Source organism: Lacrimispora sphenoides JCM 1415 (genome assembly GCF_900105615.1).
Lineage (GTDB): Bacteria > Bacillota > Clostridia > Lachnospirales > Lachnospiraceae > Lacrimispora > Lacrimispora sphenoides.
Genome location: NZ_LT630003.1, coordinates 3,993,277 through 4,019,201 on the forward strand (window position 1 = coordinate 3,993,277; position 25,925 = coordinate 4,019,201).

Genomic DNA, 25,925 nt, shown 5'->3' on the forward strand with positions numbered 1-25,925 from the left:
TGTCTATTTAATCTGTTTGTTTATTTTTTAACGTTTCTACCAGTTCATCATATTCCGGTGCCGCCATAAAATTAGTGATTAAAATCAGTTCCGCCTCAGGATTGCTGCGGGACGCGCGCTCTTTCAGTTCTTTATGAGTTACCACAATCTGAGCATCCTTAGGAATGGAAGATACGGGTGAATGCACCACCTCAATATCCCCGAATCCTGCTGCCGCCAGCTTTTTCTTTAATATGGTAGCGCCCATAGCGCTGGAGCCCATGCCTGCATCACAGGCAAACACAATTTTTTTAATGGGTCCGGCTGGCATAACTTTTTTCTCTTGAGTCTGATTTCCTTTAGACTCCTGCTTCATTTGTTTCACTTTTTCCGTTGACTCTTCCAAATCCCCGCCTTTTCCTGAAAACCGCAGCAAGGGAAGTGCGACCAGGAAGGAAACCACAGCTGCCACCGTAACACCGGCTAATACTCCAAAGTATCCGCCTCTTGGTGTCATTGCAAGAACAGCAAGGATGCTTCCAGGAGATGCGGGTGAAGTCAGTCCAACACCAAGGAGCTGGAATACGAAGATTCCGCTGGCTCCGCCTGATACCACCGCCAGAAGTAAAAGGGGATTCATCAGTATGTATGGGAAATAGATCTCGTGGATTCCGCCTAAAAAGTGAATGATAATTGCGCCGGGAGCTGAGCTTTTTGCTGATCCTTTTCCTGCAAGGCAGTAAGCCAGTAAAACACCAAGTCCTGGACCCGGATTCGCCTCAAGAAGAAAGAATATGGATTTTCCGATTTCCTCCACCTGCTGGATTCCCATAGGAGACAGGATTCCATGGTTAATGGCATTGTTAAGGAACAGGATCTTGGCAGGTTCAATAAAAACGCTTGCCAGCGGAAGCAGCCTGTGATCCACAAAGAAACCAACTCCGGACTCCATCACCCGGTTCATCACCTCAACAAAAGGAGCAACTCCCTTTAAGGCGATCGCCGCCAGGATGGCACCGATGATGCCGAGGGAAAAGTTATTTACCAGCATCTCAAATCCGGCAGGGATCTTGCTCTCGATCTTTCGGTCAAACTGCTTGATCACCCAGGCACTGACAGGTCCTACGATCATTGCCCCCATAAACATAGGAATACTGGAGCCAACAATCACGCCCATGGCTGTGATTGCACCGATGACGCCGCCACGTTGTCCGTAGACTACTGAACCGCCTGTATAAGCAATAAGCAGCGGCAGCAGCATGGAAACCATAGGGGAGACCAGGGCACCAATTGCTTCATTTGGATACCAGCCGGTCGGAATAAACAATGCCGTAATCAGTCCCCATGCAATAAATGCACCGATGTTCGGCATTACCATACCGCTTAAAAAGCGGCCAAATACTTGTACCTTCTCTTTCATATTACATACCCTCACTTATTTATATAGTATTTGCTGCATGATCCGTGTCAGGTATGATTGGCCAATCAATTCCTTTCGATAGCCTTATTATAATCAATGTCAACTTCAGATTTCAACCGGAAGAAACAAGGATTTGGCGCTAGTTTTAGTGCCAAACCTTAAAAAGCCTGAATCCCCTGTCCCATTGTTTCCTCAGATTCTCTGCAATCAGCAAAAACATTGCCCTGAGAATCAGTCTGACTGTAGATACCAATAGAAAAAAAGATGCCGCAAGGCAGCTGTAACCAGCTGATCTTGCGGCATCTATCTTATACATGAAGATTATAAATATTTTTTTAAAAGTGAAACTTTATCAAGCTTCTCCCATGGAAGGTCTAAGTCATTTCTACCAAAATGTCCGTAAGCTGCCGTCTGTTTGTAGATCGGGCGGCGTAAATCCAGCATCTTGATGATTCCTGCGGGACGCAGGTCAAAGTTTTCCCTGATGATCTCCACAAGCTTTTCATTGCTTAATTTTCCGCTTCCGAAAGTATCCACCATAACGGAAGTAGGATGTGCCACACCGATGGCATAGGAAAGCTGGATCTCACACTTGTCAGCCAGCCCTGCTGCTACGATGTTCTTTGCTACATAACGTGCCGCATAAGCAGCGGAACGGTCTACCTTGGTGCAGTCCTTACCGGAGAATGCTCCGCCGCCGTGGCGTGCATAGCCGCCGTAGGTATCTACGATGATCTTACGTCCGGTTAGGCCGCTGTCTCCGTGAGGTCCGCCGATTACAAAGCGTCCGGTAGGATTAATGAAGAAATTGGTCTTCTCATCCACCAGCTCTGCAGGCAGAACTTCATCAAATACATATTTTTTAATATCCGTGTGAATCTGCTCCTGGCTCACGTTCTCATCATGCTGAGTGGATAAAACCACCGCATCCAAGCGGAGAGGATTGCCGTTCTCATCATATTCCACGGTTACCTGGGTCTTTCCGTCGGGACGGAGGTAAGTAAGGGTTCCATCCTTGCGTACCTTGGTAAGCCGAAGGGCCAGCTTGTGAGCAAGGGCGATGGGGTATGGCATATACTCCTCGGTTTCATTGCTGGCAAAGCCAAACATCATCCCCTGGTCTCCTGCTCCGATGGCATCGATCTCTTCATCAGACATCTTATGTTCCTTTGCTTCCAGGGCCCGGTCAACGCCTAAGGCAATGTCAGCGGACTGCTCGTCCAAAGCTACGATCACTCCGCAGGTATCGCAGTCAAACCCGTATTTTGCACGGTCATAGCCGATTTCCCTTACGGTCTCTCGTACTACTTTCTGTATGTCTACGTAGGCATGGGTCGTTATTTCTCCCATAACCATAACAAGACCTGTAGTACAGCAGGTTTCACAAGCCACACGGCTCATGGGATCCTGCTTTAACATCTCGTCTAAAATCGCATCAGAGATCTGGTCACACATTTTATCCGGATGTCCTTCTGTAACGGACTCGGATGTAAATAATAATTTTTCCATGTTGTCATTTCCTCCTTGATATCACATGGGGGAATAACAAAAAGAAAAGTCCGCAGCAACGCGGACTTGATTCAACAATGTATCAAATCCTCTTATTGCTCGATTTCTCGCTCAGGTTGGCACCTTCCAACCGCTCATTTCTGGCCTAGGCCATCATTTTCGGTCGGGGTTGCCGTGACTTCACAGATCCTTTGTATCTCCATCACTCTGAATAAGGGATATTACGTACTTTTCATTTGTTATTCAATTGTAAGCTGTTTCTAGTGCATGTATATTTTAACGTATTTAAAAACGGCTGTCAAGGGAATTCTATTCATTGCATCCATGGATAAAGTTCTTGCAAAAATTTTATCCATAATGTATAATGACGCTATTCTTTAAATGTTCGCCAAATGAAATCTGTGGAATGCGCTCAGCGCAGACCGTGGACGGATGGCACTCTGGAGACATCTGCAGCTATGCAGGGGCCGAAGGGGCAAGCGCTTAGGCGCGAAACTCTCAGGCAAAAGGACAGAGGCGATTTTTTCCCTTTCTTTTTGGAATATCGCATGATCTCTGTTTTTTTGTGAGCGGGAGTATATCCTGCTCTTTTTTTTATCAAAAAACATGAAGGAAGGGAAGTAAAAAACCAATGCAAGCAATTAATGAATTTTTCAACAAGCTGGACTCAGCCATTTGGGGGTTACCCATGATTGTGTTGCTGTTTGGCACTCACTTATTTTTGACCGTACGCACAGGCTTTATCCAGCGCAAAACCTTTACAGCCATTAAGTTGTCTGTAACAAAAGACCCTGATTCACCAGGTGAGGTCAGCCAGTTTCAGGCGCTGACTACTGCCCTTGCTTCTACCATCGGTACCGGCAATATTGTGGGAGTTGGCACGGCGGTGTTCTTAGGCGGCCCGGGTGCTGTTCTCTGGTGCTGGCTCACAGGTGTATTCGGCATTGCTACCAAATATTCAGAATCCCTGATCGCAGTTAAATATCGTGTGCAGACAAAGGATGGACGAATGCAGGGAGGTGCCATGTATGCACTGGAGCGCGCACTGGGCTTAAAGTGTCTGGGCGTACTCTTTGCACTGTTCGCCCTGTTTGCTTCCTTTGGTATTGGAAGCGGGACTCAGATCAATGCCATCGCTGAGATTATTGAAAACAACGTGCCGCTGCCGATCCCGCGCATTGCAATCGGTCTTGTCTTCGGTGTGATTACTGCTGTGGTTATTATCGGCGGCATCAAGTCCATCGCAACGGTGTGTGAGAAGCTTGTACCATTTATGGCGGCTTTCTATGTGGCAGGCTGTCTGATCATTCTTAGTATCAATGCTGATTTCATCCTTCCTGCACTGAAGGCAATTGTGACCCTGGCCTTTAAACCCGGTGCGGTTGCAGGCGGTCTGGTTGGCCGGGGTATTATGCTTGCCATGCAGTACGGCATTGCCCGCGGCTTATTTTCCAATGAGTCCGGTATGGGTTCCGCGCCGTTAGTCGCTTCGGCTGCGCAGACACGTAATCCGGTGCGTCAGGCGCTGGTTTCCTCAACCGGAACCTTCTGGGATACGGTTGTTGTCTGCCTTATGACTGGTCTGGTCCTTGTTACGACCATAATGAAAAACCCGGACATCAACATGGATATGATACAAAACGGCGGACAGATGACAACCGCTGCATTCAGTCAGATTCCTGTGCTTGGGCCGGTGATCCTGGTAGTTGGAATCATTACTTTTGCTTATTCCACCATTCTAGGCTGGTCTTATTACGGGGAACGATGCTGCGAGTACTTATTCGGCGCCAAGGGAATGCTACCTTATAAAATTATCTTCGTGTCAATCGTAGTTGTCGGTCCTGTACTGTCTTTGGATCTGGTATGGACGATTTCAGACATCCTAAACGCACTGATGGCGATTCCCAATCTTGTGGCTGTTCTGCTTTTATCGGGCGTTGTGGCAAAGGATACAAAGTACTATCTGAGCCACTTAGATGAAAGGGACGAAACACCGATTCCGGTCATAGATAAATAACAACTAAAAACCTCCTGCCTTTTCGGGGCTGCTAAAAAATAATTCTTCTATAATAAATGAATTATCTTGCAGTCCGCGTAAAGCAGGAGGTTTTTTATTATCTTTTCCAGCAAAGCCATTAACCTTTGACTCCGCCCCCGGTAATACCAGCAATGATCTTCTCCGACAAAAAGATATAAAGAATAAAGGTAGGAAGAAATACGATGATAACGGATGCGAACATTCCTGACCAGTCTCCCGTATATTTCATGGAATTGATCATGGAATATAGCCCTACCGCAACCGGACGTACCCTGTCGGAGTTGGCAAAAATCAGGGAAATGAAATACTCATTCCATATATTAATAAAATTGAAAATAGTAACCGTTATGATCCCGGACTGAGCCATGGGAAACATGATCAGCCAGAAAGCCCTCATAGGCGGACAGCCGTCAATAGCCGCCGCTTCCTCGTAGGCTCTGGAGATATTGGCAAAAAATGTGAGAAGAAATATTGTTGTATAAGGAACATTGATCCCCACATAAAGAAATATCAGCACCGCTTTGTTTGCAATGTAGTTGTTTAACACGTTCATACCGGCGATCAGGCTGAACAGGGGAAGAACGATCATGACCACAGGCACTCCCATGGCAGACACAAGGCTCGTCTGGATCATCTTATTCCCTGCAAAGCGAAAGCGGGACAATACGTACGCGGCAGGCGCACAGATCAAAACAAGAAGCGTACATGAAATAACGGAATACATCAGGGAATTAAAGAAAATAGCGGACACATTGGAATTGGTCCAGGCCTTTGCATAGTTTTCAAAATGAATTCCCTGGGACAAAACATGGCCTGAAAAGATGGCCTTTGTCGTAGAAAAGCTGGCGGCTACCACCCAGCCCAGCAATACAATGGTAAATAATATCCAAACACTAAGGAGCAGATATCCCGGAAAAAGCTTAAGCTCTCTTTTCCAGTTAAATGGCTCCATAAACCCTTTCTTTTTAGCCATAGATCCCCCTCCTTAGAATTCCAGATCATCCTCTTTTATCAGTTTATTGCACAGCAGGAATACCGCAACCACACAGATGCTCAAAAGGACACCGATTGCCGCACCCAGGCCTGCATTCCGCTCGGTCATGCTGTTGCCTGCACCAAAAATCATCATATACATATAAACCATGGGGGTAATGGTCTGGGTATCCGCTGTAACCGTTGAAAACAGCTGGGACCAGACGAAAAAGCCCACCGATGTAACGCTCCACATGGTGATATTGGTTTTAAATACCCCCTTTAAAAGAGGAAGGGTGATATAGCGGAACTGGTTTACCTTATTTGCTCCATCCAGAGTGGCTGCCTCATAGTAGTCCTCTCCGATCCGCTCGATCCCGCTTGCAAATATCAGCATGTGATATCCAACCATGCCAAAACAGTAGGCAACCAGCAGGGCCATGAATTTATGGTCATTATCAAGCCACTGGACTTTGGATAAGTATTTAAGCCCCATGGCGGAAAATACATTTTTAAGGAGACCGAACTTAGGGCTGTATACATACTGAAGCCACATGGTCGCAAGGGCGACCGCACTGACTACGTTGGGAAGATAGATCATTGCCCTGAAAAAGCTTTTAAAGCGTATCCCGCTGGTAAGGATCACCGCAAACAAAAGAGCGAGAGACATAACAACCAGTCCGCCTATTAACCAGATGCGGAACAGATTCCACATGGAAATGCGGAATAAGCTGGTCGACGCAAGCTTGCTGTAATTGGCAAATCCGGTAAACTGCCACTTGGTCATAGAGTCCGTGATTCCTTCAATTTTAAAGAAGCTCATTAAAATTGTCCTAAAAATAGGATAAAGGAATACAAGGACAAACATTAATACTGCCGGTGTTAGAAATACGGCAATCATTGTCTTATTCTTCTTCACGTTAAATACCTCCCCCGGCTTTCCTTAATTACAGGGTGACACCGCCGAAGCGGTGCCACCATAAAATTCTATTGATCCGGATTATTTGCCTGCTGCTTTAAGAGCATCCACGAACCCGGTCGCTGTAATGGAACCTCCGCAAAGCTTCATAAAGTTCTCTTTGATAATCGGTGTTAAGTCAGCATTGGCTTCCGCTCCGGCTGCCCAGGGATAACGCACGCTTAAGCTCTCCATAACCGGCATCACACTGGCAAGCTGTGCCGGCCATTCTGCATTTCTGGAATCTGCCGGAATACCCATTGACAGTTCGGACATCTTCTTGTCAAATTCTCCCTGAGTGATGTATTCAATCAGCTTAAATGCATTTTCTCCATTTTGGGAATTCTTGTTGATCGCCAAAACCTGAGCACCGTAGTTGGAGGCATTGGTACCATCTTTTCCGCCTTCCACTGCCGGATAGCTGAAGCAGCCCCATTTAAAGTCTTCTCCTGCCATATCCTTTACTTCATTTGGAAGCCAGGAGCCGTTCAAATACATGGCTGCTGTACCAAGTGCAAGTTCCTGGTTCTGTCCGGCAGGCCATACGTTGGAAGCAATTGTTTCTGAAAAATACCCTTTCTGTGCAAAGTCTTCATAAGCCTGAGCTGTTTTAAGAACTGCCGGGTCATCCCACTTGCCTTCCTTTACAACAGCCTCTGTTCCCGGTTCGCCTAAAAGTCTGGACATATGATAGCCAAACATGGCTGTTATGTAAGCGTCATCACAGGTAATGGGAGTGTAGCCTGCATCCTTGATCTTCTGGCACGCTGCGTCAAGCGCTTCCCAGGTCTTTGGCACTTCCTTGATTCCTGCCTCATCGAAAATAGTCTGATTATAGAAAAATGCAAATACATTGGGCTGGTAAGGAATGGATTTTAATGTTCCATCTCCCACTTCCCGGCAAGCACTCATTAAGCCTGCATTGGCGTTGGCTTCATAGCCGGAAGTCTTTACTAAATCCTCCAGATCCATTAAATACTGTCCCCATGTGGTATTTACACGGTCAATGTCCTCGTCAAATACGTCAATGTTGGTTCCCGCATCCAAAGCCGGCTGCAGACCTTCACGGATTCCCGTACGTCCCTTAAACTGAACATCAACCTTCACTCCTGTATCTGCAGTGAATTTGTCAATTGCCATCTGGATCGCCTGGCCCTGAGGCTCTGTTGCTTCCCACATGGACCAGTAAATAAGCCCTTCCCCGCCGCCTGCAGCCGTTTCCTTCGGTGCATCCGTGGCCGCTCCGCCAGCCGCAGCAGCTGTGGTAGCAGTGGTGGTCTCACCTGCACATCCTGCCAGAAGACCGGCAGCCATGACCGCACTTAGCATAATACCCATAAAACGTCTTTTCATAATTTTACCTCCCTATGTTATCTGACTTATCTGTCAGATGTTCTTGGTGAATCTATATTATTATACTTTTGGGCAAAATGCTTTGTACAAAAGGTCATCATTTTTAACAATTTAGGTTTTTATCATTTGCTTTTTTCATAATTAGAAGTTAAAATACAGGTAAATTATATACTATTTGCACAATATTTCATTTGTAAAGGCAGAAGCATTTAGTCTATGAATCCAGGGGGAAAAGTATGAAATATAAGTATACGGAATTAACAGAAGAGGTGACCATACACCGGATCATCAGCATCCATTATTTTGAATATATGAGCGACTTCACGTTTGCGGGGGAATCTCATAACTTTTGGGAGCTGCTTTGTGTTGATAAGGGAGAAGTGGATGTGGTGGCTGATCATGAACGGCTGACGCTTCAAAAAGGAGAGGTCATTTTCCATCAGCCTAATGAATTCCACAGGGTTCTAGCCAATGGGGTCATTGCTCCCAACCTTGTGGTCATTGGATTTGACTGCCAATCGCCTCATATGGCCTTTTTTAAGGAGCAGATACTAAAGGTTGGGCAAGAGGAGCAGGAGCTTCTGGCACGGATCATTGCAGAAGCACGATTGTGCTTTGAAGGAAGGCTTGACGATCCTTATCAGGAAGTACTGGTACGAAAGGACCACGGGCCCTTTGCGGCAGAGCAGATGATAAAGATTTATCTGGAGCAGTTCCTGATCCAAATGTACCGCCATTCCTTTTCAGCCAGACAGGCTCCCGCCCTCCTTAAGGAAACCCCTTCTGCAGAAGACATCTATGAAACCATCCTATGTTATTTCGAAAAGAACATCTGCAGCCAGCTGACCATTGATCAGATCAGCCGGGATAATTTAATCAGCACTTCCCAGTTAAAAAAACTTTTCTCAGAAAAGGGGAACACCGGCGTCATTGAATATTTTAACAGTATGAAAATCGATGCGGCCAAGCAGCTCATCCGGAACCGGCAGCTTAATTTTACCCAGATCGCCAATCAGCTAGGATATACCTCGGTACACTATTTTTCCAGGCAATTCAAGCATTTGACCGGAATGAACCCTTCGGAGTATGCCACCTCCATAAAAAAGCTGTCTGAGAAAAATATACTGCGTGAAACAAGCCATTAGGCCCATACCTGTATTCTTTGGGAACATTACTGGCCAGTTTGTCTTATTGCGGCAGTATGTGTCATAGTTTTTTTCTATAGGTATCTATAAATATTTTGTATTACGCAATAACCACATTCCTGTGTTATTATTTGTTGTAAAATAAATGGAAGGTACTTTGCTGCAAGGACAGAGGCCGGGCCTAAACCCAGTCTAGAAAACATGGTTCAGGCAGCAAGGCGGTTAAGAAATGAAACTATCTAATATCTTAAAAAATAAGGCGACGTTATCTTTTGAAATTTTTCCACCCAAAAGAACCGATTCTATCCAGACAATTTACAATACACTTAATGCTTTGCATGAACTGAATCCCGACTTTATCAGCGTAACCTATGGAGCAGGCGGCAATGGCAACGATCAAACAACCTGTGAAATTGCATCCACGATTAAGAATCAATACAATATTGAAAGTTTGGCCCATTTAACCTGTGCCGGTCTTTCGAAAGAAGATTTGCTTTCTCAACTGGAGAATTTTAAGCAAAATGGAATTGAAAATATCCTTGCGCTCCGTGGAGATATTTTAGATTCCAATCAGCCCAAAGGTGACTTTTCCTATGCCAGCGATATGATTTCATTTATTAAGGAACATGGAGATTTTGACATAACAGCGGCTTGCTATCCTGAAGGGCATACGGAATCAAAGGATCTCATTGAAGACATCCACAATTTGAAGAGAAAGGTGGATTCTGGAGCGGATCAGTTAATTACACAGCTTTTCTTTCATAATGACTATCTTTATCGATTTCAGGAACGCTGTTCCCTTGCGGGGATCCATGTTCCGATAGAAGCAGGCATTATGCCGGTAATCAATAAGAAGCAGATCGAACGTATGGTATCACTCTGCCATGTAGAACTGCCCTCGAAATTCATTGCGATGATGAACCGGTACGAAAATAATCCGGATGCAATGCGTGATGCAGGCATTGCTTATGCAATTGATCAAATTGTTGATCTTGTTGTGCACGGCGTCAATGGCATTCATCTTTATACAATGAACAATCCTTACATAGCAAAAAAAATACATGAAGCGGTTCACCAGCTGATTCGGGTGTAATAAAACAAAGACTTCACCGGTATGTGGTGAAGTCTTTGTTTTGCTTACTTGTCCGCCTTATATCTTTATATCACAAATTTTATATAAGTCCTGTCATCAATAGCGGTTTTTCCGTTTGTGAAACCTGACCCAGCTTTATAATTTTCAATGCACAACGGATCATGCTCCTTAAGTTCCTTTAAATACAACTCGCTTTCATACAATGATGATTCTAATCTGGGGTACCCGTCAGATGCTAATATGACCGTATCCCCCTCTTCCACATCACGGATAATTATCTTTGAGAAATCATCACAAAAACCATCCAATACATTAAATCCATACTTGCCGCCTTTATCACAGTTGGAAAAGTACAGCTGATTTTTTATGACAGGATAGATAATTTCTTGTGATGGGTCCGAAATACATAGTTCTTCTACTGATTTTCCGCTGATAAGCTCTGATTGAAGATATACTGATCTTACTTCCGCAAGCAATAGATCGATTTCCATTTCTTCTTGAAACACTTGCCCGTTAATGCTGAATTGGCAATCTCCAAAGCACCAAATCTGCTGATACCTGCGGCTGTAAATCACAATGGTAGACCGTATTCTCTCCGCTGTATTTTTAAGAAAAAAATCATCGTTGCCATTGTATTGCTTATGAAGCTGGGAATTTAAATATTCCAATACCTGAACCGCACTTTCACTTCCGTTTAATTGTTCCATAGCGTTCAACAAAGTTTCCTTCGCGTGAAATCCGCTGGTCTTATTGTTCCATAAAATATCCCCTTTGGCAGTGACTCCATCCATTACAGCAATAAATTTATCATTGATAAATAACCCATCCTCACACAAAGCATCATCACCATACTTTGACGCTATGAATTGTTCAATAATTTGCATTCTCATTATGTATGCAGTATACAGACATAGATAAGGTATAATTAATTTCGCAAATTCAATTTCATAATAAATAGACATGGTCTATAGCCGTTTGGTAGAATTAAGTTACCACACAAAACCCATCAAAGGAGGCTATAGAACATGTCTGATAACATTATACAATTAAATCAGGAACTTATCCATAATGAATTGAAAGATTTAGTACGCAACAGCGTTGAGGAAACCCTCAATGCTTTGCTCGATCATGAAGCAGATGAACTCGTCAATGCTGAAAAATATGAGCGCTCGGGTGATCGCAAAGGGTATCGTTCCGGCCATTACAACCGAAACTTTCAGACCACATCTGGCGAGGTCAACCTAAAGATGCCCAAGCTAAAGGGGGTTCAGTTTGAAACCGCCATCATCGAACGCTATCGTCGCAGAGAATGCTCTGTAGAAGAAGCACTCATTGAAATGTATCTTGCGGGTGTTTCTGTTCGCCGTGTTGAGGACATCACCGAGGCATTATGGGGAACCAAAGTTTCTCCTGGAACAATAAGTAACCTAAATAAGAAAGCTTATGAGCACATTGAAACATGGCGAAGCCGCAAACTTACCAGTTCTTATCCATATGTCTATGTTGATGGTGTCTACCTAAAGCGAAGTTGGGGAGGTGAGATCCAGAACGTCTCAATCCTGGTCGCCATCGGCGTCAATGAAGATGGTTGTCGCGAAATCATAGGTGCTGCTGAAGGAATGAAAGAAGATCGAGAAAGCTGGAAGACATTCTTTATATGGCTAAAAGAACGTGGGCTTTCAGGAGTTCGCCTCATTGTCGGCGACAAGTGCCTTGGAATGCTGGAATCCATTCCAGAAGTATTTCCAGAAGCTATGTATCAACGGTGTACCGTTCACTTCTACCGTAATATTTTTTCCGTAACACCCCGGAACAAAATGAAGGAAGTATCTATGATGCTAAAAGCCATTCATTCCCAGGAATGTAAATCATCTGCTCGCGAAAAAGCTGCACAGGTAGCAGAAAAACTACGTAAAATGAAGCTAACATCAGCTGCCAAAAAAGTTGAAGATGGTATTGAAGAAACCCTGTCTTATATGGATTTCCCATTTCAGCACTGGACAAGAATCAGAACTAATAACACGATCGAACGTCTCAATCGTGAGATCAAACGAAGGACAAGAGCGATCGGGGCTTTTCCCGATGGTCAGAGTGCCTTAATGCTAGTATGTGCCAGGCTCCGTCACGTAGCGGGAACCCAGTGGGGAATCAAACGCTATATGAATATGAACCATCTCCGAGAAATGGATATCCAGAAAAAGTCTGATATCATAGCCGGTTAACTACCGGCTACCTAACGGCAAAAAAAGAATTTGCGAAAAATATTTGACACTACCCAGACATACGTTCCTTTCTAAATTCTTACTACTAAAATTGATGTAATCCTTTTGTAATTGACAGCCAAACAAAAGAAAAAAGTATCCGTCCATGGAATGAAAATCCTAAGGATAGATACTTTGACAACGGAAACTATCAGTTTTAATTATCACGATAGTAAATAACTTGTAATTAAATTATTTTAAACTCTTCTTCCTGGTTTAAAACAGTTCTTATATCTTTTTGCATTTGGCTTATTTTAATACGTTTCAGCGAATTCATAAACTCCAATAAGTAGTCTATTTTATTTTTCATTCCCTGAATTTCCATTTCTACATTTCCGCTCTCAAGGTTCTTTATCCATCCAGTTAATTTTAATCTTAATGCAAGCTGCTCTATTTCCAGGCGAAAACCAACGCGCTGTACTCTTCCAGAAAAAATAATATGATACCGCATGATCTTATCCGGTTCAAATTCTGGAATATTAATTTTTCTCACCTGTTCAATGACATAATTATTCCTGATCTGTTTCAACATCTTTTTTATCTTCATCTTTACCTCAAAATAAATTCATATTTTATCAGTATTAAAGTTCAACGGTAATCTGAAATAACAGCTGTTTTCGAAAAGATTCATAGAGCAATCTGCTCCCGGCTGGCCACCATTAAGACCAGCCGGTGCATCATGCAGGGCAAAGGCCCCTTAGCCTTTACCTGTATCCGTCAGGATTCCCGGACTGCCATCTCCAGGAGTCCTCACACATCTCGTCAATTCCGCGTTTTGCTTCCCAGCCAAGCTCCTTTTTAGCCAGAGCTGCATCTGCGTAGCACTCTGCAATATCGCCTGGGCGGCGGGGCTTAATGGAATATGGGATATTTTTTCCGCATGCCTTAGAAAATGCTTCGATCATCTGAAGCACGCTAAAGCCCTGCCCGGTTCCCAGATTATAGATACGTACCAATGGCTCTGAGGAGGCCATCTTTTCAAGGGCTTTTACATGCCCAAGGGCCAGATCTACCACATGGATATAATCCCTGACTCCGGTTCCATCAGGTGTGTCATAGTCATTTCCAAATACTCCGACTTCCTTCAGCTTGCCGACTGCAACCTGGGTAATGTAGGGTGTTAAGTTATTGGGAATTCCCGCAGGATCTTCTCCGATTAAACCGCTCTTATGAGCGCCAACAGGATTGAAATAGCGGAGAATGATCACACTCCATTCCGGATCAGCGGTATGAAGGTCTGTGAGGATCTGCTCCAGCATGCCTTTTGTCTGCCCGTAAGGATTGGTAATGGCACCTTTGGGGCATTCTTCTGTGATCGGCACAAAAGCCGGATCTCCGTATACGGTTGCTGAGGAGCTGAATATGATGTTCTTTACCTTATGCTCCCTCATAACATCACACAGAATCAGAGTCCCGGTGATGTTATTGTGGTAATATTCCAAAGGTTTGGCAACGGACTCTCCCACAGCCTTTAATCCGGCAAAATGGATCACAGCATCGATTTTCTCATTATCAAATATCTCATCTAATGCAGCCCGGTCCAAAAGGTCTGCTTCATAGAAGGTCACCGTTTTCCCGGTAATGCCTTCTACACGCTCCAGGGACACCCTGGAGGAGTTACAAAGGTTATCCACTACAACAACTTCATGACCTTGTTCCAAAAGCTCAATGCATGTATGGCTGCCGATATATCCGGCGCCTCCGGTTACCAATATTCTCATATTTTCTCCTCTTTCTTTTTCATATTTTGTTTACGAATGACTCAAGTGAATTATGTTTCACTCTTGCGGACAATTTCTTCCATTTCTTTCCACTTCTTTTCCATGTCGGCTACAAGAGCAAACTGGGTTCTGGTACGGTCCAGATTGTGATTTTCTCTGCTTGTATGGAAATAAGTATCTCCCTGAAGGAAATCTGTAAGGAAGCGGACGCCGCACTCAAAGGTCATCAGCTTTGCTCCCATAGGAAGCATCTCCTTTTCCTCTGTCGTCAGACTTCCCTTGCACCCCTCTAAATATCCTCTGGTATAGGTCTCAAACAGAGGAAGGGACAAGGATACCTTGCTCACATCAGGCTCATCCTCTTCTGCCGTATTGGCCCCAAAACGGATGGAATCGCCAAAATCAAAGATGGACAGGCCTGGCATAATCGTATCCAGGTCAATCACGCACAGGGCTTCCCCGGTTTCATCATCGATCATGATGTTATTAAGCTTAGTATCATTGTGGGTAACACAGAGAGGGAGTCTGCCTTCCTTTAACATATCCATGGCAATGGCTGCCTCTTTCTCCCGGTCAAGGGCGAATTTTATTTCAGCCTCTACCAGATGGGCACGGCCGCAGATATCGGCTTTTACAGCCGCCTTAAAGGTTTCCATGCGAACCGGGGTGTTGTGGAAATTGGGAATGGTTTCCGCCAGTTCATCTGCCGGATATTCTGCCAGCAGGCGTTTAAACCGCCCGAACGCCTTGCCGCTCCGGTAGAAATCCTCCGGCTGTCTTACCTTATCATAGGTGGTGGCCCCTCCAATAAAAAGATAGCCTCTCCAATAATTTCCGTCACTGTCCTGACAGTAATCCTTACCATCTTTTGCTTTTACAATATTAAGCGTCTCCCTGGCCGGATCTCCGCCCTGGGCCTGGATCCGTTCCCGCAAAAAGGAAGTGACGCCTGCAATGTTTCTCATGAGAGAAACCGGATCCTTAAAGACTTCATGGTTGATTCTCTGGATGATGTAGTGTTTTTCCCCTTCTTCTGTCTTGCAGATCAGACGAAATGTATCATTAATATGACCGCTTCCATAGCGGTTCCATGAAACCGGCTCTCCCTCAAAGGTCAGAAGCCCGATGGCCTCTCTGATTTTTCCGCACTGTGCGTCTCCCATTACTTTTCCTCCCATAGCTTTTCCGGATACAGGCCGGCTTCTTTCAGTTCTTTGATGGCACTTACCACCGTCTCTTTGTCTTCTTTGTAAGTGACTCCGTACCAGCGGTCCACGCTCTTAAGTACTGAAACCTCTGCCTTGTCTTCCTTTAACAGCTCATCAACCACAAAGGGAAGGAAGTATTCACACTTCAACGGATTTACAGGAAGCTCTCTGTCTAAAAATGCGGCAAACCGTTCCTCAAGCTCCTTTAATATGCTGCTTGTGAATCCCCACATGTTCATGGACACGATGGTGTCCTCTCCAAGTTCTGTCCAGGTTTTCCCGTCATCTTCTGTAAATTCCGCCATGTCGCCATGCTTTTCGATCCTGGTCCGCTCATGAATGTCAACGAGCATTCCTGCTTCATCGGTGCTGCACACGCCTCTTGCCACATGACCGTTTTCCGTCAGGGTGTTGTAAAGCTGGTAGCCGACCATGGTGTACTGGTATTTCTCCCCGTCAGAAACCATGTTAAGCTGGTTATAAATGGAAACAAAGGCACTTCTTCCATAGTAATCATCTGCATTAATAACCGCAAAAGGTCCGTCTACCACGTCCTTGCAGCATAAAATTGCATGTCCTGTTCCCCAGGGCTTTACTCTTCCCTCCGGTATCTCATAACCTTTTGGAAGCTTATCAAGCTCCTGATATACGTATTCTACCTGCACATGAGCCGCCATGCGGTTCCCGATGTTTTCTTTAAATTCCTGTTCAATGTCTTTTTTAATGATAAAGACAACCTTTTCAAATCCAGCCCAAACCGCATCATAGATAGAAAAATCAATGATCTTGTTTCCATGGGCATCTACAGGATCAATCTGCTTTAAGCCACCGTAGCGGCTTCCCATACCTGCTGCCATAATTACCAGAACCGGTTTCTTGTTCATCGATGTTACCTCCTAAATTCTATTAACCTCAGTATAATGAATGCAGGCCAAAAGATATTTGCACTATTTATTATTTAATTTGCATTATCGTTCTCTTCTCACCATTTTACCATGGAATGTGGTATACTGTCTATAACACATTCACATCTGTAGGGAAGGAGGTTTCCATGGCATATAAAAGCACCCAGCTGCGTTCCTCAGCGATTGTAAAAAAGGTTATAACCATTCATTATTTTGAATACATGAGCGATTTCTCCTTTCCAGGGGAAAGCCATGACTTCTGGGAGTTCGTGTGCGTTGACAAGGGGGTCATCGATGTAATGGCCGGAGAAAAGCGGATTCCTTTAAAACGGGGAAACATCATCTTCCACAAGCCCGGGGAGTTTCACAATATCCTGACCAACGGAACCGTTGCACCCAATCTGGTGGTGGTAAGCTTTGAATGCAACTCTCCCTTCATGAAATCCTTTGAGGGAGAAGTCCTGTCCGTACAGGAGACGGAGATGGCTCTGCTGGCGCAAATCATCATTGAGGCGAGGAATGCCTTTTCAGGAAGGCTTGACGACCCCTACCAGGAGGAACTGGTACGAAGGCAGCCTTCCCTGTCCTTTGGAGCAGAGCAGCTGATCGGAAATTATTTGGAAGAGCTGATCATCCATCTTTACCGCAGATACTTTTCAAATCCGGAACAGATTTCTACGGGACGGGTCACCGCAAGTCCCATGCACGGAGATGCACACAACCGCATCATCCGATATATGGAGGAGCATATCGGGGAACACCTTACCATTGAAACCATCTGCCGGGATAATCTAACCGGACGGTCGCAGCTGCAGAAGATTTTCCATAAAGCATATGGCTGCGGGGTCATCGATTTCTTTACCGGCATGAAAATCGACGCAGCCAAGCAGTTAATCCGCAGCAACCAATTGAACTTTACTGAAATTGCAGACCGTTTGGGTTATACCTCTGTCCACTATTTTTCCAGGCAGTTCAAAAAGCTGACCGGGATGACGCCGTCGGAATATGCCACCTCCATACGGTCTCTTTCGGAAAAGGGTATGGAAAAACAATAGCCCTGGAAATCAAACGATAGGAAAAGGCGGGAAATATCCCCGCCTAGCCTACTTTTAATTTAAATTTCTTTACTTCATGTTCAGAATCTACCTTTTCAATCATGGCACCAAGGCCCTGAAGCTTTTCTTCAAAGCATTCATAGCCCCTCTGGATATATCCGATCTCATCCACAACCGTATATCCATCCGCAGCTAATCCGGCAATCACCAGCGCTGCGCCTGCACGGAGATCAGGAGCGTTGACAAACGCCCCGGTAAAGCCTTCGACACCGTCAATAACGGCTACATTTCCTTCTACTTTGACATTTGCTCCCATACGGGAAAGCTCATCTACATAGCGGAAACGGTTTTCAAAAATACTCTCTGTAACTACGCTGGTGCCTTTTGCAAGGGCCAGGGTCACTGTCATCTGAGGCTGCATATCCGTTGGAAATCCCGGATATGGAAGTGTCTTGATATCGGTATGTTTCTGATAGGACTTCCCTACTACACGGACCGCATCATCGAATTCTACAACCTCACATCCCATCTCCAAAAGCTTTGCAGAAATGGCCTCTAAATGCTTAGGGATGACATTTTTTACCATAACATCTCCACGGGTGATGGCAGCAGCACACATAAAGGTACCTGCTTCAATCTGGTCGGGAATGATGGAGTATTCGGTTCCATGGAGCTTTCTCACCCCACGGATACGGATGGTATCCGTGCCGGCGCCTTTGATGTTGGCACCCATACTGTTTAAAAAGTTTGCCACATCAACTACGTGGGGCTCTTTTGCCACGTTTTCCAGTATCGTTTGTCCCTCTGCAAGGGTGGCAGCCATCATGACGTTGATGGTAGCCCCAACGCTTACCACATCCAGATAGATATGGCTTGCCACCAGATCAATGGCATGGGCGATCACGGCCCCCCGTTCAATCCTCACATCAGCTCCAAGAGCGCGAAATCCTTTTAAGTGCTGGTCAATGGGCCTGCTTCCGATGTTGCAGCCCCCCGGAAGGGGAACCTGGGCGCTTTTGTATTTGCCAAGCATGGCTCCTATAAAATAATAGGAAGCCCTGATCTTACGGATATAATCATCATCTACCGAAACTTCCCGGATGGTCTTTCCATTGATACGGACCGTATGTCTGTCAATCCGCTCTACCTTGGCACCGATCTCCTCTATAGCCTCCAGCAACACATTTATATCTCTGACATCAGGTAAATTATCGATCAGAACATCCTCATCTGTCATGATCGCTGCTGCCAGAATTCCTAAAGCGGCATTCTTTGCTCCGCCAATGGTCACTTCACCGACCAGGGGATTTCCGCCCTTCATAATATACTGCTCCATTTCACACCTCTGATTATCATGTTATCTATTACAAATTTCTTAAAATTTTTTCCATTAGTCTTTAATGATTATAACATATCTTATGAATTTGTAAAGAGAACGCATTTTCTATTCCGTAAATACTCCGCAGACAAAGTCATTCCCCTGGCCGGCAAAGTATGCAGAGGCATCATTTAAGCCCATCTTCTGGCTCTCTCCGGTTCCTGGATTGTATACCGTTACATTATAGGAATCATATCCGGAAATGAGCACATAGCTGCCCTGAATAGTATAGGCTGCCACCGGACAGCCATGGCCGATGAAATACAATACCTGGCTTAACGTGCAGCCCCTGGCATCTAACATAAGGACTCCATCCCCATAGAAGCTGTTATCAGTAAACCCTTCTAAGTTCCGCAGAAAGGCTGCTCCTGTTTTTAGAGGCTCCTTCATATTGCGGACCGGCGGACGGTTCACCCGGCTCCATATGATTTCCTGATTCTTATCGGTCACAACTCCCATCTTGTCATAGGCAAGGGCGAGGGCATCCGTAAAGCTTCGGCTGCCTCCGAGATAATGGCCTCCCCCATAGGCATAAAACCGGTTTTCCTGGTTTCTGGCATTCCCCTTTAGCTCCACCACTTCCGTGGTTTCATAGGCTACCTTTTTGGGAACTGTAATTTTTACTTCCCGGCTTACCGCTTCTTTTTCCAGCTGGACAAAATAAAGCTTTCTCCTGTCCTCTGAGGCATACCAGCCAATGCCTTCCATCTCTCCGTCTGCAAGTTCCTGGTTACAGACAATGGTATCCTGTTTAAAAGCTACATAAGACTGATCACCGGATTTTGATACCTGAGTCAGATGGATCCGGCTGTTATCCACGGACACATCTGCGATATAAACATTCTCATGTTCATATTCCTTAACGATCTTTCCGCTTTGGTCCATGATCTCGATCCGGTACATGGGAGCATCCTTTGTCCTTCCGTTTTGCACCCACACATCACCTTTTCGGGCAATTCCGTAAATGAAATCATCCCCTACAAATCCAAGGGGCCTGTAAATATTATCCTCGCCGCCGGTTATCTCCCTCTTCACTCCGGTATCCAGATCCATGAGATGAACCACTCCGGCTCCATAAAGGTCACTGCTTTCCTGCCAGGCAAAACGGCTCGACCTGCTGTTGACCGCATATCCGCCCTCAACCAGGGAGTCCGCCAGGACCATATATTCATTGCTGTTTAAATCAATACCGTAAACCGCCCGGTCCGACATCAGATAAAGCATCCCATTGGTTCCCACATGAGCCAGCTGGTCGATGTCTTCCTTAAGTACCTCAAAGGACAGGGTCACAGGAGTAAAGAAACGCTCCGTGGTGGCGTTGTCCTGACTGCTGTACTGATACATGGCGACACCTAAGCTTCCCTCGTGAATCCCACGGTTCATATATCCATAAACCAGAAAATCCACATCCCCGTTATCTTTGACCGACAATATCTTAATATCATGCTGGTTGTAGCCGCTGCGCAGCCCATCGTCTTCGCCGCTTCGGAAGGAGAACACCTTTACCGCATGCTCACGGTTCTGGTCAAAGGCCCAGAGATCCCGGTTTACCACATAGGCCAGGCAATCTCCTGACGGGCTTTTAGCCGTTCGTATTTCATCCGGGTTTGTAATCCCAAGCATAATCCGTTTACCGGAGAACAATCCTTTCTGGCCGGAAAACACCTGATTGGTATCCCGTTCAAAATCCATAAGGTAGATACGCCTGCTGTCCCATTTCATAGTAAAACTGTCTTCCACCTCATAAAGCTCCTGAATGTCATCTTCTCCGGTCCTGGTCACCTCATAGTCCAGTTTCACGCTGCACATGATTCCATCTAAGTCTTTCAGAGTCACCCTTATGTCTCCTGCCGGTTTCACGGAAAGCCCTCCCCATGTGAGCTGGGAAAAGCTGGAGCGAATGGTCACATGGCCAAGGGAGCTGTTATCCTCTCCCTCGCTGGTTTCCAGATATGTGGTAAGCTGCCGGGCCTGATCATAATCAAAGGTCCGGGTCGTAAAATCAACTGCAAAATCGATCATATCCTTTGCATTGGTGCTGTCCGTCCACATGATACGGGTATAATAAAGCAGCTTCCCATTCCCGGAGGTATCCAGTGTCAGGATGAGAAGGTATTCCTTATCCTTTGTTAAAAGGTTCTGGATCGGAAGCGTGGCCGTGACACCCCCCTCTCCCTCGTTCCATGTATCTACCTCTGTCCGTTCCACCAGACGTCCCAGATCCATACTACGGACTTCATACTCAATCCCCTGGATGCTGCCTTTATAATCCGAGATCTGTATGTTCATAGACCTGTCTGCAGGAAGGACGGTAAGGGCTTCCCTGGAAACAGCCTGCTTCATATCCTGGGTGTATCCGTGGAGAAGGTTCATCTTTCTTCCGTACATATCGGAATATACCACAGGCAAAGCCGCCTCCTCCATGGAGGTATATACCATAACATCACTTTTTTCTGTATCTTTCTGATTCCATATAAAATAAACTGCGATTGCCGCTATAAAAACCGCAGATAAGATTCCTATCTTTTTAACTAATCGATTCATCCTGAATTTCCTCTGTTTTTTCTTCAACCTTGTCTTCTTTATTGTATACAATAATATCCAAAACTACAATGAAAAATTTCTTAAACATTCGTTAAACGCGCCGGGCATCCAGTGCTGCAAGTCATAGATAGGAGGTAATGCATACTCTCGGGAATTGTGGCTAATGAAAAAAATTACGTTTAGGAATAAAAAAAGCGCGATAATTACGACTATATTTCGTTAAAATGTTGTCGTGGTATAATGTTAGTGCGAATTATTGGTAGTGCAATTATTCTAGCAATAATTATTGCAGAAAAAGTCAAAACCAATGTTTCTTGGTTAAATATTATAAAATCTGAATTTGGAACTATTTTTCTAGTTATTTTGATTGGAATTATTGTTGAGGTATTGATAACTATTTTTAAGGATTAGTTTGATAACAAAAAGAAAGATTTAAGCCAGGGGGATCCGGTATGAATAAAGCAGATTTTTGATCTGTCTTATTCAGATGCAAAAAACAGTTGAAAGAACTAGATAAATTCTTTCAACTGTTTTGTAAATTATTACGATGTTGATTTTTAGCTTAACTTACTGACATTAATTTAGCTGCTGCCTTTCTTCTCCCTATGTGCAAAGCCCGCTGCGGCATCTCCTGCGGTGCATTTCATTAAGCAGAAGTACATTAACAACGCCATCTAACCAACCATCATCGAGACTCTGGGCCCAAGGTCCTCTCGGTCCCCATGGCCCCCACGGTCCCCACGGTCCTCTCGGTCCACATGGCCCCCATGGTCCGCACGGTCCCCATGGCCCCCACGGCCCTCTTGGACCTCTTGGACCTCTTGGGCCTCTCGGACCTCTTGGCCCCCACGGTCGATCCCATGACGAATCACGGTCCTGGGACAACAGATCCGATTCATCCATCTCGTCTGCTCCCCACTCCATTTGTTCTGCACGTTCCTGCTCTGCAGCCGACTGTTCTGTGTCTACTGGTTCTGCTGCCATTTCATCAATCAGGATACCATCCCTGCGTATTTGGTCACAGATGGAATCGCAGACCTGGTTGATCATCAAACGATCCGGATATTCGTCATACATGGGACTGTTTTTATAATCCAGATGATCGCACGCTGAAACTACGTATTCCTGCAAACGTTTCATATGTCCTGGGTACATTCCTTGTAAATATTCCAAATCCTGTACAATGGAATCTTTTCTTTCAAAGGAACGCTCTGCGGCACTCCTATCGCCATAAAGCATATATGGCTCCAGTTCCTGAAATCTGTTTCCATAAGTATAATCCGGGTTAATCGGCACGGCTGTTATCACTCCCTGCTTTCTGCTTATACAACACTATAATATGCAAAGCAAAAAGGGAAAGTGCAAAATCCCCTTAAATGAAAATACGGTTTTCTGATAGACAACCGATCAGAAAACCGTTTATTATTATTACCTCACATCGAACAGGCGCTCCGGATATACACCTTCCGAAACCAGGTTTCGGATAGCCGCCGCCACAGCGGGCTTGTCCTCTTTATAGGTCACGCCAAACCACCGGTCTCTTGTTTCAAGCACCGTTACCTGCGCTTTCTGGGCCTGAACAAGCTTATCGATGATCTTAGGAAGCAGATATTCCGTTTTCACATCCCCTTCTTTTAAACCGTCCAAAAATCCCGGAAATCCTCTCTCCAGCTCCTCAAGAAACGCAGGGGAAAGCCCCCACATATTCATGGAAACATTCTGGTTCAAGGGGATCCTCACCGGGGTTCCTTCCTCACTGCGGCCTTCCGCCCAGTCATCGCATTGTCTGATCTCGTACGTCTCTGTAACCCCTTTTAAGATTCCTCTTTCATCCACCTGGCATACTCCACGGGTCACTCCTCCATTTTCGCTTAAGGTATTGCCAAGAACAAATCCTCCCATGCAGATATCAAAAGGCTTTGACATTGGATCCATCTCATTCACCAGGTATTCATGAATCTTTATAAAACCTTCTTTTCCATAATAATCATCCGCATTGATGACGACAAAAGGTTCATGAATCACCGTTTTGGCACATAAAAGTGCCTGGCCGGTTCCCCATGGTTTTGTTCTGTCGTCCGGCTTTGTATAACCTTTTGGAAGGTCATCCAGTTCCTGATAAGCGTACTCCACATGAGCAATCTTTTCGATCCTCTTTCCTATGATCTCCTTAAAATCCTGTTCCAGATCCTTTCTTATGATGAACACAACTTTGTCAAATCCGGCATTCAGTGCATCGTATATGGAATAGTCCATGATAATCTCACCGCTTGGTCCTACCGGTTCCAGCTGTTTGATTCCTCCGCCAAACCGGCTTCCAATGCCCGCCGCCATAATCACTAATGATGTTTTCTTCATAATTTATCCCCCTGTTTGTATAATCTGCCTAATAGTATACCACAAAAAAAAGGTTTAATCCATAAATGCCGGATTATCCCAAATTCCTGAGGTTTTAACTGTACCATAACACTTCCCTGCAGGTCAATAAAAAAGGATTTGAACCTGTTTTAATAGATTCAAATCCCTTTTCGTTACTTTGTAAGTGAAAGCCTTATAAGAGCTCTTCTCAGAGCAGCTTCCGCTCTTGCATTATCAGTTTTTCCGCTCTGTTCTTTTAAGCGGCGCTCTGCACGGATCTTAGCCTCCTCTGCACGGCTTGTATCGATTTCTTCCGGCCATTCCACAACTTCCGCCATAATGACGATCTTCTCCGGTAAAATCTCAATAAAACCAGACATCAGGGCCGCATTCTTCACTCCGCCCTCCTCGTGAATCTTTAAGACTCCCGGGGCAGCAATGGCAGTCATGGGGATATGATTCCGGTATACGCCGATATCCCCTTCCGTAGTCGTAAGCTCCACCATGGAAGCCTCTCCCTCGTAAAACTTCCGTTCCGGAGTAATGATCTGCAGTTTGAATAAATCAGCCATATTCCCACCCCCTATTTTTTCACACGGGCAAGAACGTCCTCAATGCTGCCTGCATTTAAGAAATAGCTCTCCGGAATGTCATCATGCTTACCTTCCAAAATCTCCTTAAAGCCCTGAATGGTATCAGAAAGCGGCACATAACGGCCTTCCAGTCCGGTGAACTGTCCTGCAACGAAGAAAGGCTGAGACAAGAATCTCTGGATCTTTCTTGCACGGGCCACCGTGATCTTATCTTCCTCAGAAAGCTCATCCATACCCAGCATGGCAATGATATCCTGAAGCTCTTTATACTTCTGAAGCACTTCCTGAACCCCGCGGGCAACACGGTAGTGTTCCTCACCTACGATACGGGGATCAAGAATTCTGGATGTAGAACCAAGGGGGTCAACCGCCGGATAAATACCCAGCTCCACGATGGAACGGTCAAGAACCGTGGTTGCATCCAGATGAGCAAATGTGTTGGCCGGAGCCGGGTCCGTTAAGTCATCGGCGGGAACGTAAACTGCCTGAACCGATGTAATGGAACCATTCTTCGTGGAAGTGATCCTCTCCTGAAGAGCGCCCATCTCGGTCTGCAGCGTCGGCTGATAGCCTACTGCGGAAGGCATACGTCCAAGCAGAGCGGAAACCTCGGAACCTGCCTGGGTGAAACGGAAAATGTTGTCAATGAATAACAGTACATCTTTTCCGCCCTGGTCACGGAAATACTCAGCCATGGTAAGGCCGGTAAGACCTACCCTCATACGTGCGCCCGGCGGCTCATTCATCTGTCCGAACACCATGGTTGTTTTATTAATAACGCCTGATTCCTGCATCTCGTGATAAAGGTCATTTCCTTCACGGGTGCGCTCGCCAACGCCGGTGAATACGGAATATCCTCCGTGCTCTGTGGCTATGTTACGGATCAGCTCCTGAATTAATACGGTTTTACCTACTCCGGCACCACCGAAAAGACCGATCTTACCCCCCCTTTGGTAAGGGCAGAGAAGGTCAACGACCTTGATACCGGTTTCAAGAACCTCCGTTTCCGTGGACTGCTCCTCAAAGGTGGGAGCCGGTCTGTGAATCGGAAAATGCTCTTTTACTTCCGGTGCCGGTTTATTATCGATCGGATCACCCAGAACGTTAAATATACGTCCCAATGTCTCCTCTCCAACCGGTACGGTAATCGGAGCGCCGGTAGCCGCCGCGTCCATACCACGTACCAGTCCATCGGTGGATCCCATGGCGATACATCTTACCGTATCATCGCCAAGATGCTGGGATACTTCTACAACCAGTCTGCTGCCATCCTTTGCAGTGATATCAATGGCTTCATTGATATCGGGCAGCTTGCCCTGGCTGAACTTGATATCCAGTACGGCACCGATGATCTGAGTGATCTTACCAATATTTTGTCCTGCCATCTTGTTTCTCCTTCTTATATATTTCTCTCGTTCCTGCTAAAATGAAGTTC

Annotated in this window: 22 protein-coding genes and 2 riboswitches; of the genes, 6 read left to right on the forward strand and 16 right to left on the reverse strand. The window is 45.4% G+C overall.

From position 1 onward, the window contains the following. Window positions 1-7: 7 nt before the first annotated feature. Window positions 8-1,399 (reverse strand): PTS mannitol transporter subunit IIBC, encoded by a 1,392-nt coding sequence (locus BMX69_RS18065; RefSeq protein ID WP_100043130.1) that lies wholly within the window; start codon window positions 1,397-1,399, stop codon window positions 8-10. Window positions 1,400-1,720: 321 nt separating this feature from the next. After that, entirely contained in the window at window positions 1,721-2,908 is a 1,188-nt protein-coding gene (gene metK / locus BMX69_RS18070; RefSeq protein ID WP_100043131.1) for a methionine adenosyltransferase, read from the reverse strand. Window positions 2,909-2,997: 89 nt separating this feature from the next. Then, window positions 2,998-3,126: riboswitch (SAM riboswitch) on the reverse strand. A gap of 212 nt (window positions 3,127-3,338) precedes the next feature. Continuing rightward, a riboswitch (glycine riboswitch) is annotated at window positions 3,339-3,431 on the forward strand. Window positions 3,432-3,539: 108 nt separating this feature from the next. Here metK and BMX69_RS18075 point away from each other — a divergent pair. Beyond that, the gene (locus BMX69_RS18075) at window positions 3,540-4,925 is read left to right on the forward strand and encodes an alanine/glycine:cation symporter family protein (RefSeq protein ID WP_054792069.1); all 1,386 of its coding nucleotides are present in this window, start codon (window positions 3,540-3,542) and stop codon (window positions 4,923-4,925) included. A gap of 118 nt (window positions 4,926-5,043) precedes the next feature. Here BMX69_RS18075 and BMX69_RS18080 read toward each other — a convergent pair whose 3' ends face one another. The 3 genes from BMX69_RS18080 to BMX69_RS18090 form a co-directional block, all read right to left on the reverse strand. Further along, entirely contained in the window at window positions 5,044-5,919 is an 876-nt protein-coding gene (locus tag BMX69_RS18080; protein WP_092242263.1) for a carbohydrate ABC transporter permease, read from the reverse strand. A gap of 12 nt (window positions 5,920-5,931) precedes the next feature. Further along, the gene (locus tag BMX69_RS18085) at window positions 5,932-6,837 is read right to left on the reverse strand and encodes a carbohydrate ABC transporter permease (protein WP_054792068.1); all 906 of its coding nucleotides are present in this window, start codon (window positions 6,835-6,837) and stop codon (window positions 5,932-5,934) included. Window positions 6,838-6,918: 81 nt separating this feature from the next. Further along, window positions 6,919-8,229 carry an ABC transporter substrate-binding protein gene (locus BMX69_RS18090; protein ID WP_054792067.1) on the reverse strand — a complete coding sequence of 437 codons (1,311 nt, stop codon included), beginning with the start codon at window positions 8,227-8,229 and terminating at the stop codon, window positions 6,919-6,921. Between the two features lie 236 nt (window positions 8,230-8,465). Here BMX69_RS18090 and BMX69_RS18095 point away from each other — a divergent pair, with 236 nt between their 5' ends. Continuing rightward, window positions 8,466-9,374: an AraC family transcriptional regulator gene (locus BMX69_RS18095; RefSeq protein ID WP_100043132.1), complete on the forward strand. Its 909-nt coding sequence runs from the start codon at window positions 8,466-8,468 to the stop codon at window positions 9,372-9,374. Between the two features lie 229 nt (window positions 9,375-9,603). Then, window positions 9,604-10,467: a methylenetetrahydrofolate reductase [NAD(P)H] gene (metF, locus tag BMX69_RS18100; RefSeq protein WP_100043133.1), complete on the forward strand. Its 864-nt coding sequence runs from the start codon at window positions 9,604-9,606 to the stop codon at window positions 10,465-10,467. 65 nt (window positions 10,468-10,532) lie between these two features. Here metF and BMX69_RS18105 read toward each other — a convergent pair whose 3' ends face one another. Beyond that, window positions 10,533-11,357: a hypothetical protein gene (locus BMX69_RS18105; protein WP_166433206.1), complete on the reverse strand. Its 825-nt coding sequence runs from the start codon at window positions 11,355-11,357 to the stop codon at window positions 10,533-10,535. A gap of 135 nt (window positions 11,358-11,492) precedes the next feature. On the opposite strand from BMX69_RS18105, the gene BMX69_RS18110 reads away from it, so the two are divergent. Beyond that, window positions 11,493-12,689, forward strand: coding sequence for an IS256 family transposase (locus BMX69_RS18110; protein ID WP_100043135.1), 1,197 nt, complete (start codon window positions 11,493-11,495; stop codon window positions 12,687-12,689). A gap of 226 nt (window positions 12,690-12,915) precedes the next feature. Here the strand turns inward: BMX69_RS18110 and BMX69_RS18115 are convergent, their stop codons facing one another. The 4 genes from BMX69_RS18115 to BMX69_RS18130 form a co-directional block, all read right to left on the reverse strand. After that, a complete protein-coding gene (locus BMX69_RS18115; RefSeq protein WP_100043136.1) occupies window positions 12,916-13,275 on the reverse strand; it encodes an acylphosphatase in 360 nt (119 codons plus the stop codon). Between the two features lie 157 nt (window positions 13,276-13,432). Beyond that, window positions 13,433-14,449 (reverse strand): UDP-glucose 4-epimerase GalE, encoded by a 1,017-nt coding sequence (gene galE / locus BMX69_RS18120; protein ID WP_100043137.1) that lies wholly within the window; start codon window positions 14,447-14,449, stop codon window positions 13,433-13,435. Between the two features lie 50 nt (window positions 14,450-14,499). Continuing rightward, on the reverse strand, window positions 14,500-15,612 hold the full coding sequence (locus BMX69_RS18125; protein ID WP_100043138.1) for a phosphotransferase enzyme family protein: 1,113 nt from the start codon (window positions 15,610-15,612) through the stop codon (window positions 14,500-14,502). Then, the gene (locus tag BMX69_RS18130) at window positions 15,612-16,541 is read right to left on the reverse strand and encodes a nucleotidyltransferase family protein (protein ID WP_100043139.1); all 930 of its coding nucleotides are present in this window, start codon (window positions 16,539-16,541) and stop codon (window positions 15,612-15,614) included. Before BMX69_RS18130 ends, BMX69_RS18125 begins: the two co-directional genes overlap by 1 nt. 167 nt (window positions 16,542-16,708) lie before the next feature. On the opposite strand from BMX69_RS18130, the gene BMX69_RS18135 reads away from it, so the two are divergent. Continuing rightward, window positions 16,709-17,617 (forward strand): AraC family transcriptional regulator, encoded by a 909-nt coding sequence (locus BMX69_RS18135; RefSeq protein ID WP_100043140.1) that lies wholly within the window; start codon window positions 16,709-16,711, stop codon window positions 17,615-17,617. Window positions 17,618-17,660: 43 nt separating this feature from the next. On the opposite strand, the gene BMX69_RS18140 is transcribed toward BMX69_RS18135, so the two are convergent. Next, a complete protein-coding gene (locus BMX69_RS18140; RefSeq protein WP_100043141.1) occupies window positions 17,661-18,953 on the reverse strand; it encodes a UDP-N-acetylglucosamine 1-carboxyvinyltransferase in 1,293 nt (430 codons plus the stop codon). Window positions 18,954-19,061: 108 nt separating this feature from the next. Then, on the reverse strand, window positions 19,062-21,539 hold the full coding sequence (locus BMX69_RS18145) for a hypothetical protein (protein ID WP_100043142.1): 2,478 nt from the start codon (window positions 21,537-21,539) through the stop codon (window positions 19,062-19,064). Window positions 21,540-21,779: 240 nt separating this feature from the next. On the opposite strand from BMX69_RS18145, the gene BMX69_RS24500 reads away from it, so the two are divergent. Next, window positions 21,780-21,950 (forward strand): hypothetical protein, encoded by a 171-nt coding sequence (locus tag BMX69_RS24500; RefSeq protein ID WP_166433207.1) that lies wholly within the window; start codon window positions 21,780-21,782, stop codon window positions 21,948-21,950. A 192-nt stretch (window positions 21,951-22,142) separates the two neighbouring features. Here the strand turns inward: BMX69_RS24500 and BMX69_RS24585 are convergent, their stop codons facing one another. The 4 genes from BMX69_RS24585 to atpD form a co-directional block, all read right to left on the reverse strand. Then, a complete protein-coding gene (locus tag BMX69_RS24585; RefSeq protein ID WP_147297072.1) occupies window positions 22,143-22,847 on the reverse strand; it encodes a hypothetical protein in 705 nt (234 codons plus the stop codon). A gap of 120 nt (window positions 22,848-22,967) precedes the next feature. Further along, the gene (locus BMX69_RS18155) at window positions 22,968-23,897 is read right to left on the reverse strand and encodes a nucleotidyltransferase family protein (RefSeq protein WP_100043143.1); all 930 of its coding nucleotides are present in this window, start codon (window positions 23,895-23,897) and stop codon (window positions 22,968-22,970) included. Between the two features lie 173 nt (window positions 23,898-24,070). Further along, window positions 24,071-24,469, reverse strand: coding sequence for an ATP synthase F1 subunit epsilon (atpC, locus tag BMX69_RS18160; protein WP_100043144.1), 399 nt, complete (start codon window positions 24,467-24,469; stop codon window positions 24,071-24,073). 11 nt (window positions 24,470-24,480) lie between these two features. Beyond that, on the reverse strand, window positions 24,481-25,875 hold the full coding sequence (gene atpD, locus BMX69_RS18165; protein WP_025230262.1) for a F0F1 ATP synthase subunit beta: 1,395 nt from the start codon (window positions 25,873-25,875) through the stop codon (window positions 24,481-24,483). Between the last annotated feature and the right edge of the window lie 50 nt (window positions 25,876-25,925).

Excerpts from the sequence above, each read along its gene's own strand:
- BMX69_RS18075 (WP_054792069.1), top strand. The coding sequence starts at position 3,540 with ATGCAAGCAATTAATGAATTTTTCAACAAGCTGGACTCAGCCATTTGG.
- BMX69_RS18130 (WP_100043139.1), bottom strand. The coding sequence starts at position 16,541 with ATGAACAAGAAACCGGTTCTGGTAATTATGGCAGCAGGTATGGGAAGC.
- BMX69_RS18135 (WP_100043140.1), top strand. The coding sequence starts at position 16,709 with ATGGCATATAAAAGCACCCAGCTGCGTTCCTCAGCGATTGTAAAAAAG.
- BMX69_RS18105 (WP_166433206.1), bottom strand. The coding sequence starts at position 11,357 with ATGAGAATGCAAATTATTGAACAATTCATAGCGTCAAAGTATGGTGAT.
- BMX69_RS18110 (WP_100043135.1), top strand. The coding sequence starts at position 11,493 with ATGTCTGATAACATTATACAATTAAATCAGGAACTTATCCATAATGAA.
- BMX69_RS18125 (WP_100043138.1), bottom strand. The coding sequence starts at position 15,612 with ATGGGAGACGCACAGTGCGGAAAAATCAGAGAGGCCATCGGGCTTCTG.
- BMX69_RS18080 (WP_092242263.1), bottom strand. The coding sequence starts at position 5,919 with ATGGCTAAAAAGAAAGGGTTTATGGAGCCATTTAACTGGAAAAGAGAG.
- metK (WP_100043131.1), bottom strand. The coding sequence starts at position 2,908 with ATGGAAAAATTATTATTTACATCCGAGTCCGTTACAGAAGGACATCCG.
- BMX69_RS24500 (WP_166433207.1), top strand. The coding sequence starts at position 21,780 with ATGTTAGTGCGAATTATTGGTAGTGCAATTATTCTAGCAATAATTATT.
- atpD (WP_025230262.1), bottom strand. The coding sequence starts at position 25,875 with ATGGCAGGACAAAATATTGGTAAGATCACTCAGATCATCGGTGCCGTA.
- BMX69_RS18065 (WP_100043130.1), bottom strand. The coding sequence starts at position 1,399 with ATGAAAGAGAAGGTACAAGTATTTGGCCGCTTTTTAAGCGGTATGGTA.
- BMX69_RS18140 (WP_100043141.1), bottom strand. The coding sequence starts at position 18,953 with ATGGAGCAGTATATTATGAAGGGCGGAAATCCCCTGGTCGGTGAAGTG.
- BMX69_RS18145 (WP_100043142.1), bottom strand. The coding sequence starts at position 21,539 with ATGAATCGATTAGTTAAAAAGATAGGAATCTTATCTGCGGTTTTTATA.
- BMX69_RS18095 (WP_100043132.1), top strand. The coding sequence starts at position 8,466 with ATGAAATATAAGTATACGGAATTAACAGAAGAGGTGACCATACACCGG.
- BMX69_RS18090 (WP_054792067.1), bottom strand. The coding sequence starts at position 8,229 with ATGAAAAGACGTTTTATGGGTATTATGCTAAGTGCGGTCATGGCTGCC.
- metF (WP_100043133.1), top strand. The coding sequence starts at position 9,604 with ATGAAACTATCTAATATCTTAAAAAATAAGGCGACGTTATCTTTTGAA.
- galE (WP_100043137.1), bottom strand. The coding sequence starts at position 14,449 with ATGAGAATATTGGTAACCGGAGGCGCCGGATATATCGGCAGCCATACA.
- BMX69_RS18155 (WP_100043143.1), bottom strand. The coding sequence starts at position 23,897 with ATGAAGAAAACATCATTAGTGATTATGGCGGCGGGCATTGGAAGCCGG.
- BMX69_RS18115 (WP_100043136.1), bottom strand. The coding sequence starts at position 13,275 with ATGAAGATAAAAAAGATGTTGAAACAGATCAGGAATAATTATGTCATT.
- atpC (WP_100043144.1), bottom strand. The coding sequence starts at position 24,469 with ATGGCTGATTTATTCAAACTGCAGATCATTACTCCGGAACGGAAGTTT.